3 protein-coding genes are annotated in these 11,541 nt (G+C 70.5%); all 3 read left to right on the forward strand.

From position 1 onward, the window contains the following. The first annotated feature begins 304 nt into the window (after positions 1-304). The 3 genes from EFL26_RS18870 (at position 305) to EFL26_RS18880 (ending at position 11,349) form a co-directional block, all read left to right on the forward strand. Complete coding sequence (locus tag EFL26_RS18870) at positions 305-6,001, forward strand: peroxidase family protein (protein WP_221177033.1); 5,697 nt, start codon at positions 305-307, stop codon at positions 5,999-6,001. A gap of 152 nt (positions 6,002-6,153) precedes the next feature. After that, a complete protein-coding gene (locus tag EFL26_RS18875; protein ID WP_123224432.1) occupies positions 6,154-6,729 on the forward strand; it encodes a hypothetical protein in 576 nt (191 codons plus the stop codon). A 6-nt stretch (positions 6,730-6,735) separates the two neighbouring features. Next, complete coding sequence (locus EFL26_RS18880; RefSeq protein WP_123224433.1) at positions 6,736-11,349, forward strand: multicopper oxidase domain-containing protein; 4,614 nt, start codon at positions 6,736-6,738, stop codon at positions 11,347-11,349. The last annotated feature ends 192 nt before the right edge of the window (positions 11,350-11,541 follow it).

The following is an 11,541-nucleotide window of genomic DNA, read 5'->3' on the forward strand; positions in this document are numbered from 1 at the left end:
AAGCGGCGCTGCCCGACAGGCCTCCGCGGCCGGCGGGCCGCGGGGGCCTGTCGCCTGCGGTCGCGTAGGAGGGCCGCCGATCGGCGGGCGCGTGCCGTCCAAGGTTTGTCCAAGGCCCGGTTCCGAAGGTGGAGCAGTCACTACTCGAGGCCGAGGCAGGTTCGCCATGATGTCATTCCGCTCAGGCAGGTCCGCTGGTACGTCGTTCGCTGCGTCTGCTCGACGAGGCAACCCCAGCCATCACCGGTCCTCGAGATCGGCGCCCGAGCGGACCCGACGGGTCGCGCTCTTCACGGCCCTGGTCGTGCCCCTCGCCCTCGGGCTGCAGCTGGTCCCGCAAGCCGCACCGGCGGTGGTGGGCCCGGTGGGCAACGGGTTCACCGTCACGGCGGGCGATCTGAACTTCATCCTCAAGCAGATCAAGATCGCGGAGCGGCACAGTCGTGCGTTCGAGGGCGACCCCACCGCTGCCCCGCAGCCCAACCCCCACCCCGCGGCGGACCCGAGCTACTGCCTCTCGATGATCGGCAGCGCCGCCGACCAGATCCCGGACCCGCTCACCTCCTACGGTCTGCGGACCGTCGACGGCCAGTGCAACAACCTGACGTCGGTCCTCGACACGACCAACGCGAACAACAGCTTCCCCACGCCGACCTACGCCAACCACCCGACGATCGGTGCCGCCGACCAGCCGTTCCCGCGGCTGACCGCTCCGGAGTTCCGGACCGCTGAGAGCAACCCACCGGCCTTCGGTCCTCCAGGTCCTGTGACGAGCTACGCCCAGAAGACTGCCGGCAACGTCGTCTTCGACTCCCAGCCGCGGATGATCTCGAACCTCATCGTCGACCAGACCTCGACGAACCCGGCGGCCGTCGCGGCGGCCGGATTCCCGGTGCGTGCCCAGAACGGTGGCAACCCGACCGTGCCCTGCAAGACGAACCCGGACGGCAGCGACATCATCCCGCTGACGCCGGCCAACTGCGTGCCGCGGTACCACACGCTGTTCATCGAGAACGTGACGACCGACGTCGGCCTGTCGCCGCCGTACAACTCGCTGTTCACCTTCTTCGGCCAGTTCTTCGACCACGGCGTCGACCAGACCGTCAAGAGCAGCGGCACGGTGATCGTGCCGCTCAAGGACGACGACCCGCTCGTGGCGGGCCCGGACCACGTCTTCGGTACCGCTGACGACCTCGACCCCAGCCTGCGGTTCATCCCGCTCACCCGCGCCCAGAACCAGCCCGGGCCGGACGGTGTCATCGGCACCGCGGACGACGTCCAGGACGCCAACAACACCGACACCCCGTGGGTCGACCAGTCCCAGACCTACACGTCGCACGCATCGCACCAGATCTTCCTGCGCGAGTACGTGTCAGACGGTGCAGGGCATCCGCTGTCAACCGGTCGGTTCCTCGGCGGACTGCCGGCAGGGCAGACCTACAGCGGCTCCCCGGACGGGACCGACGGGATCTCGACGTGGGCGTCCACGAAGAAGCAGGCGCACGACCTGTTGGGTATCCAGCTGGTCGACACCGATGTGGCGGATGTTCCGATGCTGCTCGCGGACCCGTACGGCAACTTCGTCCCCGGCCCGGCCCGTGGCCTTCCGCAGCTCGTGACGGATGCCGGCCTGGTCGAGGGGAACCTCGCTGACCCGGTGAAGACGAAGTGCACCGCAGCGGGGCCGAACTGCCCGTCCGTCTACACCGCCAAGCACTTCGACACGCCGTTCCTGACCGACATCGCGCACAACGCGGATCCCGGGTCCGTCGGACCGTGCACCACCGCGATCGGAGTCACGCCACGGTCGCCGAAGGGCTGCCTGAGCCCCGACGCCGACAACACCCCGTCGGCGGACTTCGCGCACCAGCCGGCGGGCACCTACGACGACGAGATGCTCGACGCCCACTTCACCTGCGGTGACGGGCGCTGCAACGAGAACATCGCGCTCTCGACGATCCACCAGATCTTCCACTCCGAGCACAACCGGCTCGCCAACGAGTTCGACTCCGTGACCCTGCCGGCCAACGCCTCTCTCTCGACGGCCTTCCACGACACGAACTGCCCGATCGGGTGTGCCACGAACGACCCGACGCGGCCGACGACCTACACCTACGGTCAGCGGCTCTTCCAGGCAGCGCGGTTCGTCACCGAGATGGAGTACCAGCACCTGGTCTTCGAGGAGTTCGCGCGCAAGGTGCAGCCGGCGATCCGGCCGTTCCACGTGTACTCGCCCGACATCAACCCGGCGATCAAGGCGGAGTTCGCCCACGCGGTCTACCGGTTCGGGCACTCGATGCTGGACGACGACGTCGCCCGGACCGACGTCGCTCCCGACAACACGCGAAAGGACAACTCACTGCCGCTGTTGACGGCGTTCCTCAACCCGCCCGCGTACTTCGACGACGCACCCAACAACACCTTCTACACACCGCAGCAGGCTGCCGGTGCGATCGTCATGGGCTCCTCGGACCAGTCGGGCAACGAGCTCGACGAGTTCATCAACGAGACCCTGCGGAACAACCTGCTCGGGCTCCCGCTCGACCTGGCGACGTTCAACCTCACCAGGGCGCGCAGCGAGGGCATCCCACCGTTGAACAGCGTCCGGAGGAAGATCTTCGCGGACACCAACGACGGCCAGATGCAGCCGTACACGAGCTGGAGCGACTTCGGACAGCACCTGAAGCACCCTGAGTCGCTGATCAACTTCGTGGCCGCCTACGGCACCCACCCGACGATCACCTCGGCCACCAGCGTCACCGCGAAGCGCGATGCCGCGCGGGCGATCGTCGATCCACGGCCGGTGCAGGCCGGCCCGGACGGCATCCTGGGCACGGCGGACGACATCCCGGCGGATGTGCCGCCTTCGGATGCGGCGGACTTCATGTTCAGCACCCCCGGCTCGGCGTGGGCGAGTGACGCCAACGGCAAGACCACGACCGGGCTGGACAGCGTCGACCTGTGGGTCGGAGGCCTCGCCGAGGTCACGAACCTCAACGGCGGCCTGCTGGGATCCACGTTCAACTACGTGTTCCAGACCCAGCTCGAGAGCCTGCAGGACGGCGACCGGCTGTACTACCTGGCCCGCACACCTGGCCTCAACCTGCGCACGCAGCTCGAGGGCAACTCGTTCTCCGAGCTGATCCAGCGCAACACCGATGGGACGAACACGCTGAAGGCCGACGCGTTCGCCACGGCCGACTGCAAGTTCCAGCTGTCGCACCTCGCCGGCACCCCGGCCGGGTACGCGCAGTTCGGAGCGACGGTGGCGGACGACACGACGACGCCGGACTGCGACGAGTCGCTGCTCCTGGTCAGGTCGCCCGACGGCACCATCTCCTACCGGCAGCGCAACACGGTCGACCCGACGGGCATCAACGGCCAGTCGGTCTACCAGGGAACTGACGGCCCCGACCGGGTCGCCGGCGGCAACGACAACGACACCTTCTGGGGCGGCAAGGGCAACGACCGGATCGAGGGCAGCGGCGGAGACGACGTGGCACTCGGTGGTGAGGGCAACGACATCATCACCGACCTCGACGGAGCCGACACCCTCAAGGGTGGTCCGGGCAACGACGCCATCGACGGCGGCCCGGGCGACGACATCCCGATGGGCAACGACGGTCAGGACTTCATCAACGGTGGAGCCAACGACAACGAGAGCTTCGCCGGTCCCGGCAACGACTACATCATCGCCGGCCAGGGTGCGGACGCCGTCTTCGGTGACGGAGGCGACGACTGGATCGAGGGCGGCACGGGTCAGGACCTCCTCCAGGGTGACCACGGTGCGCCGTTCTTCGACGACCCGGGTGAGGCCGCACCTGGAAACGACATCTTCGTCGGCCAGCCGGGTGAGAACGACTACGACGCCGAAGGTGGCGACGACATCATGCTGCAGAACGCGGCCATCGACCGCAACGCAGGCGCCGGCGGCTTCGACTGGGCCACCCACCAGGGTGACACCGTCGCTGCCAACGACGACATGATGATCAACAACAACCTGGGCGGCCTGCCGATCCAGATCGTCGTCAACCGCGACCGCTGGCAGGAGACCGAGGCCGACGCGGGTGGTCAGTTCAACGACGTGATCAAGGGCACCGACGGCGTCCTGGCCAACCCGCGCCTGATCGGCGGCGGCGGCTTCCAGGGATGCGACGCCGTCGACCAGGCCGGCCTGAACCGGATCACGGGCCTCGCCGCCCTGCTCCCGCCGGTCGCCCAGTGGCCCGGGACCGCTGCCGACGTGGCTGCACTCTCTGCCTCGGGACGGTGCCCGCTCAGCGGCCCGGTCTGGGGCGAGGGTGACATCCTCCTCGGTGGTCCCGGCAGTGACACCATCACGGGTCGTGCCGGCGACGAGATCATCGACGGTGACCAGGAGCTGCGCGTCGCGATCAGCGTGACGGACGGCAACGGCAACGAGCTCGGTCGCACCAACCTCATGGAGGGGCTGCCCACCAGCGGCAACTTCGGGCCGGGAACGGCCGGGATGACCCTGCAGCAGGCCGTCTTCGCGGGCCTCGTCGACCCGGGCAACCTGGTCAACGTCCGCGAGATCGTCGACAACGTCAACGCCCCGGCGGACTGCAGCGCCAGCGCTCCGGTCAACTGCGACACCTCGGTGTACGCCGGACCGCGCTCCCAGTACACGATCACGTCCAACCCGAACGGATCGATCACGGTCCATGACACCACCAGCGCCGCTCCGGCGCCCGGCGTCGTGGCCACGGGAGACGGCACCGACACGCTGTTCAACATGGAGCGGCTGCAGTTCAGCGACCAGACGGTCGTGCTGGCCGCACCCAACGCACCGACGATCGGCACGGCCACGGCCGGCAACGCGTCGGCGGACGTCACGTGGACCGCGGCGGCCACGGGTGAACCGGCCACGTCGTTCGAGATCCAGGTGCTCTCGGGTGGTGTCCAGCAGGGTGCTCTCCGCACCGCCCCGCCCTCCGACTCGAGCGCGCACATCACGGGCCTGACCAACGGGACCACCTACACCTTCAAGGTGCGGGCCGTCGGGGCCTTCGGTGCCAGCCCGTTCTCCGCGGAGTCGAACGCCGTGACACCGGCGCCGGTCGCACCCGGTGCTCCGACGATCGGTACGGCGACCGCGGGCGTCGGGTCGGCCAGCGTCACCTGGACCGCTCCGGCGGACGACGGTGGCTCGCCGATCACGGGCTACCTGGTCCAGGCCAGGAACTCGCTCGGCACGGTCCTCGGAACGGCGTCCGCCGGTCCGGGTGCCACCAGCGCGACCGTGACCGGTCTGACCCCCGGCACGACCGTGTGGCTGCGGGTGCGGGCGTCCAACGCCGTCGGCAACGGGCCCTTCAGTCTGGACTCGAACGCCGTGACGGTGCTCGCGGACACGACGGCCCCGACGGTGACGGCACGGAACCCGGCCCCGAACGCGACCGGGGTGCCGCAGACCACCACGGTGACGGCGACGTTCAGCGAGCCGGTCCAGGGAGTCAGTGGCACGACGTTCCGGTTGAGGAACACCGTGAACGGGCTCAACGTGTCGGCGACGGTCACGATGGTGGGCAACACCGCCACCCTCACGCCGACGGCACCGCTGGCGAACAACACGCAGTACACCGCGACGCTCACCGGTGGGGCGACGGCGATCCGCGACCTGGCCGGCAACCCGCTGACCACGACCTCGTGGACCTTCCGGACCGCCCTCGACGTGACCCCGCCGACGGTGACCAGCCGGAGTCCCGCGCCCGGAGAAACGGGGGTGCCGGTGGGCAGCAACGTGGTGGTGACGTTCAGCGAGCCGGTGACCTTGGGAGCGAACAGCTTCACGCTCACCAACGCGGCCGGACGCAGGGTGCTCGCCGTGGTGACCCTGAGCGTGGACGGCAGGACCGCGACGCTCAACCCGGCCCTCAACCTGCCGGCGGGGCAGACCTTCACGGTCGCTCTGACCAACGGGGTCCGGGACCTGGCGGGCAACCGGTTGGCACCCCTGACCTGGACGTTCCGCACCTAGGAGGTAACCGCAACCCAGGAACCGCAATCACGGGACCGGAACCCAGGACCGGGACCCCGTGATCGGGCAAGGTGCCCGTGGCCACCGGCCACGGGCACCTTCGCGTGCGGTCGTCCAAGATCTGTGCAAGGCCCGGGTCGGACCATCGGAGCATGGACGGGGCGCGGTCACGGACGCGGGCGCGGCGGGGGCAGGTACGCCGGCACCGCCGCGCCCTCGCGACCGGCCTGCTCCTGCTGGCGACCGCCCTCGGAGGCGTCCGGGCGTTCGCCCTGGCCGAGGCCGCCGGGCAGGACCCCGCGACCCTGCAGATCGACGGTGCCACGCTCCGGGTCACCGGTGTCGAGCAGGTCGTCGGCACAGCGGCGGCCGACCTGATGGGCGGCATGGCGCACAACATCTCGGGCTACGTCCCCCAGGACGAGATGATGCTCAGCGTCTCCGTCGAGATCACGGCTGGTGCGCAGCCCTCGACGTACGAGGCGCGGAGGATCGTCGCGCGAGCGGTCGGAGCGCGCACACCGCTCATGGCCGCCGGCGGCTCCCTCGGATCGGGGTTCCTCGATGCGCACGGCCGGGTGGTCGGCACGGTGACGTTCGTCGTGCCGCGCAACGGTTCACATCTCGTCCTCAGCGTCCGCGGCTCGCCGCGGTCCATCGATCTCGCGGCCGTCGACCAGGTGGCACCTGGCCACGAGGGCCACGACCACGGCACAACCACGAGGTAGGCAGCCATGTCCAGGTCCGTCACCGCCCCGCCGCTGCGGGTGCTCGCCGCCGACGCGCTCGTCGGGATCCTCTGCTGCGTCGCCGGCTCGACCTGGCTGCGGACGCTGGAGCCCGCACCGCACGGGAGCCACGAGGGCCACGGGGGCCTGGCGGCACAGCTCGGCGGCATGATCGGGTTCTCCCTGACCCAGACCGTGCTGGTCGTGGTCGTCGGGCTGGCCGTCCTCCGCTCCGACCCGCGGCCGACCTCCACGACCCGCGAGCTGACCTGGCTGGCTCCGGCGGCTGCCCTCGCCGTCGCCGGTGGCGCGCAGCTGCACGCCGCCAGCAACGGCCGCGCAGGCAGCGCGTCGGGCTTCCTCGGCGACGTGGTCACGTCGCTGGTGGTGCTCGTGCCGCTGCTCGCGCTGGCAGGGGCGGCGCGCCGGGCCCCCCGCTCGCTCTCCCCGAAGCGCCTTCGCCTGGGGGTCGCGTCCCTCGCGGCGACGGCGACCGTCGCGATGACCACCGCGCTGACCACCCTCACCCCGGCGGTCGCCACGACCGCGGACTGCCTGTCCGGAGGCGCCGTCGACCGGTCCTTCGACGTGACCGCGCTCGACGTCGACATCCCGGTCAACCGGTTCGGCGACCACGATCCCCACGGCGTGATGTACGCCCTGAGCAGCCACGTCGACGCGATCCGGCAGGAGGAGCGGACCCAGCAGGTCTCCATCGGGCTCCGCGACGACCCGATCCAGCCGCTCGTGATCCGGGCGAACGAGGGCGACTGCGTCGAGGTCACGTTCACCAACAACGCGACGCGCGGCCCGATCGGCATGCACATCGACGGTCTCGAGTTCGCCGTGTCCTCCTCCGGCGACCAGGTGGGGCAGAACGCCTCGTCCGCGGCCGGCCAGGGCGAGACCGTGACCTACCGGTACTCCGTCCCGAACGACCGGCGCGCCGAGGGCGGCCACTACGTCCACCCCGGTCCCGGGCACCGGGCCGCGATCGACCACGGCCTGTTCGGCTCGTTCATCGTCGAGCCCCCGGGGTCGACGTACTGGGACGCCACGACGCCCGGCGCCGCGCTGGACTCGGGCTGGGAGGCCATCATCAAGCCGGGTGGCGTCGACGCTCCGTGCGTGCCCGGCAGTGCCCAGCCCACGTGTGCGTTCCGCGAGGCGGCGCTCCTACACCACGAGATCGGGAACGACAACGAGACGCTCACCAGCAGGACCGGCGAGCTGGTGCCGCTCCAGGACGACACCACCGGCTCCTACCGGCCGGGCGGCTTCGCGCTGAACTACCGCAGTGAGCCCTTCCGCAACCGCCTCCTGGACTTCCCGCGGGAGAAGAGCCACGCCTATAGCTCCTACACGTTCGGGGAGCCGTCGACGCCGATGATGCGCGGCTACCTGGCCGATCCCACGAAGATCCGGTTGATGCACGCCGGCGGCGAGAAGTTCCACATCTTCCACCTGCACGGCGGCGGCGACCGGTGGCGGTTCAACCCGGTCGCGGACACGACGTACGACTACGCCGACACGGGCCTGCGCAAGGACCCGCCGACGACGATGTCGCCCTCGCAGCGTCTCGACTCCCAGTCGATCGGCCCCGGTGAGTCCTACAACCTCGAGCTCGAGGGCGGAGCCGGTGGTGTCCAGCAGTCCGCGGGCGACTTCCTCTTCCACTGCCACATCGCCAAGCACTACGTCTCCGGCATGTGGGCCCTGTGGCGGGTCTTCGACACCATGCAGCCCGACCTCGTGCCGCTGGCCGACCGGCCGGCGCCTCCGCAGGCGGTCGACTCGGCAGGCCTGATCGGGCGCACGATCAACGGGCTCAAGATCACGGCGAAGAACCTCGACGCCTGGATCCGCCCCCAGCTGCCGCCGTCGGGCATTCCGGCGGACAACCAGGACGCCACGGTCATGGACTGGAAGGTCGCCGGTACGGCGGCGCGCCCGATCTACCTGGGCGCTCCTGCCGACCCGACCGTGTACACGGAGTCCCCGCAGGAGGTGCCCGGCCAGCCGAACCTGCTCCTCGTCGACGCGGGCCGGGTGGTGGACAACCGTCCGACCATCCTGTTCAACCCGGTCAACGGACGCCCGGCGTACCCCTTGCTGCGCACGCACATCGGAGGGAGGCCTCCGTTCACGGCCAACGGGCACACGGGCGCTCCGTGGCTCGGTGACACGGCGAACAGGGCCAGCACGAGCGCCACCGATCCGTGGGCGGGCCGCGCCGACGGGTTGTGCCCGAACGGACGGACCGTGCGCAACTACAACGTCGTCGCCGTCACGAAGCCGATCCGGCGGACGCCGAGCTTCGTCGATCCGGACGGGAAGGTGTTCGTGCTCGCCCACGACAAGGCGGCACTGCTCGCCTCGCCGGACAAGGGGGAGCCGCTCGCGATCCGCGCCGACCAGGGCGACTGCGTCGCCCTGACCCTGACCAACGAGATGACCGACGCCTCGGCGTTCGACGGCTTCTCCAAGGTGTCCATGCACATCCACCACGTGCAGTTCGACATCCAGGGCTCCGACGGTGTCAGCGCCGGCTACGCCTACGAGCACTCGGTCCGGCCCTACAAGCTGGCCTCGGCGACGCTGGCGGCGGCGGCTCGTCGCGGGGCCACGTCGATCAAGCTCTCCTCCCTCGCGGGCCTCTCGGGCACGGATGCGAACGGGAAGGCGGTCGGGAAGTGGATCGCCATCGGCGAAGGCACCGAGGCGATCGACATCAAGCAGGTGAAGTCCCTGAGCGCCGCCACCAAGACGGTGACGCTGACCAGTCCGCTGGCGAAGGACCACGCCGCCGGGGAGTACGCCGGCACGGAGTTCCTGCAGAGCCGGTGGTACCCCGACACGCTCCTCGACAACGTCTTCTGGCACGACCACGTGGACGGCATCCACGGGTGGGGCCACGGCCTCGTCGGGCAGATCATCGTGGAGCCGAAGGGGTCGACCTGGACCGACCCGACGACCGGGCAGCCTGTGGACTCGGGCACGCTCGTCGACATCCACACCTCGAGCCCGCTGGCACCCGGCATCGTCGACGGCAGCTTCCGCGAGCTCGCGCTGTGGACGATCAACGACAACGACCAGGGGAGCTTCTCGACGCTGAACCTCCGGGCGAACCCCCTCGCGGACCGTCCTGACAAGGCCCACCAGTTCAGCTCCTGGACCTACGGCGACCCGCTCACGCCGCTGCCGAAGCTGTATCCCGACGACCCCCTCGTGGTGCGGTCGATCAGCATCTCGCCCACGCTCGACAGCCTGCACTTCGTGGGCGCCCGCACGCTCCTCGAACCGCGCTACGCCTACGCCGGCGGGTACGGCGGGACCGTGATCGACGCCGTCCACGGCGGGATCAGCGAGCGCTACACGCTGGTGCTCAACGGGCAGCCGAGCTGGATGCGGCTGCGGCCGGGCGACTACCTCTACGCCAACGGCATGGAGGACCGGCTCCAGCAGGGCGCCTGGGGGATCGTGCGGATCCTGCCGGGGCTGGTCCCCGACCTGAAGGCGCTGCCGGGCGTGACCACGCCGAGCACGTCGTACGCCGAGCCCGCGCCCACCGCAGGGCCTCCACCCGACGCGTCGCCGGGCAACCCGTGCCCGGCGGGCGCAGCCGCGCGCGCGTTCGACCTCACCGCGATCGACCGCTCGAACACGAACAACGGCTCGAGGACGGCGTACGTGCCCACCGCGGACGCCGCCGCGATCAGGCAGCGGCTCAAGCTGCCCGAGCCCCTGGTCATGCACGTCGTGGCCGGCGACTGCGTCACCGTGACCCTGCGCAACGAGCTGACCGTGCCCGTCGGCTTCTCGATGGGGAAGCTCGACCGCGAGGCCGGTTCCTCCGGAGCCGACGTCGGCTTCAACCCCGAGCAGAACGTCGCGCCGGGCGCGACCCGGACCTACGTCTACTCGGTGCCGACCGACCAGATCGGCAGCGCGGCGGTGGGCGACCTCGCCAGTGCCGGCAGCCTCAAGCGCGGCCTGTACGGCGTCGTCGTGGTCGCGCCGAAGTCCACCGTGCCCGGGCAGCCGACGATCTTCCGCGACCCCGCCACCGGCGCGCTCAAGGACCTCGGGGCGCAGGTGCTGGTCCGCGCGCCCGGACAGATCCGGCCCAACTACCGCGACTTCACGGTCACCCTGGCCGACGACGACATCGCGATCGGACGCGACTTCATGCCGTACCCGACCAGCGCGAACGCGGGTCGCACGCTGCTGAGCTACGCGACCGCGCCCCCGGGTGGGGACGCCGGGTCGTTCACCGACCCGGGTGGCGTGCCCACGCTGACGGCGTACGCCGGAGATCCGATGCTGGTCCACGTCCTGATGGCACCGGGGAGCGAGAACAGCCATGTCTTCTCCCTGGGTGGACTCCGCTGGCCGCAGGACCGCCACGTCTCGATGTCGAACTGGATGACCGCCCAGGGCATGGCGCCGTGGGAGACCTTCGACCTCGACGTCGTGGGCGGTGCCGGCGGCGGGCGGCCCGGTGACTACTTCTACGGTGACGAGCGCCGCCCGTTCACGGAGGTCGGTGCGTGGGGGCTGCAGCACGTCCTGCCGGCCGACAGCTGCTCGATCCGCCGCGTGGACGCGTCCACCTGCTGACCGCCATCGGCGAGCGGCAGCGTCGGGATGCCGTTCGCCCGGTGGCGATCGGCGGTCGGCCGCCGCCGTCCGGGTCGTGCAGCGGTGTGACGCGTGACCTTCGGGGGTCACCTGGCGCGTGACCGGGAAGCCTGCGAAACATCGGGAAGGACGGGGGCCGCCGGCCGGGCCCAGGCGTGTCAGGGACGGCGG

Source organism: Nocardioides pocheonensis, assembly GCF_003725535.1.
Classification (GTDB): Bacteria; Actinomycetota; Actinomycetes; order Propionibacteriales; family Nocardioidaceae; genus Marmoricola; species Marmoricola pocheonensis.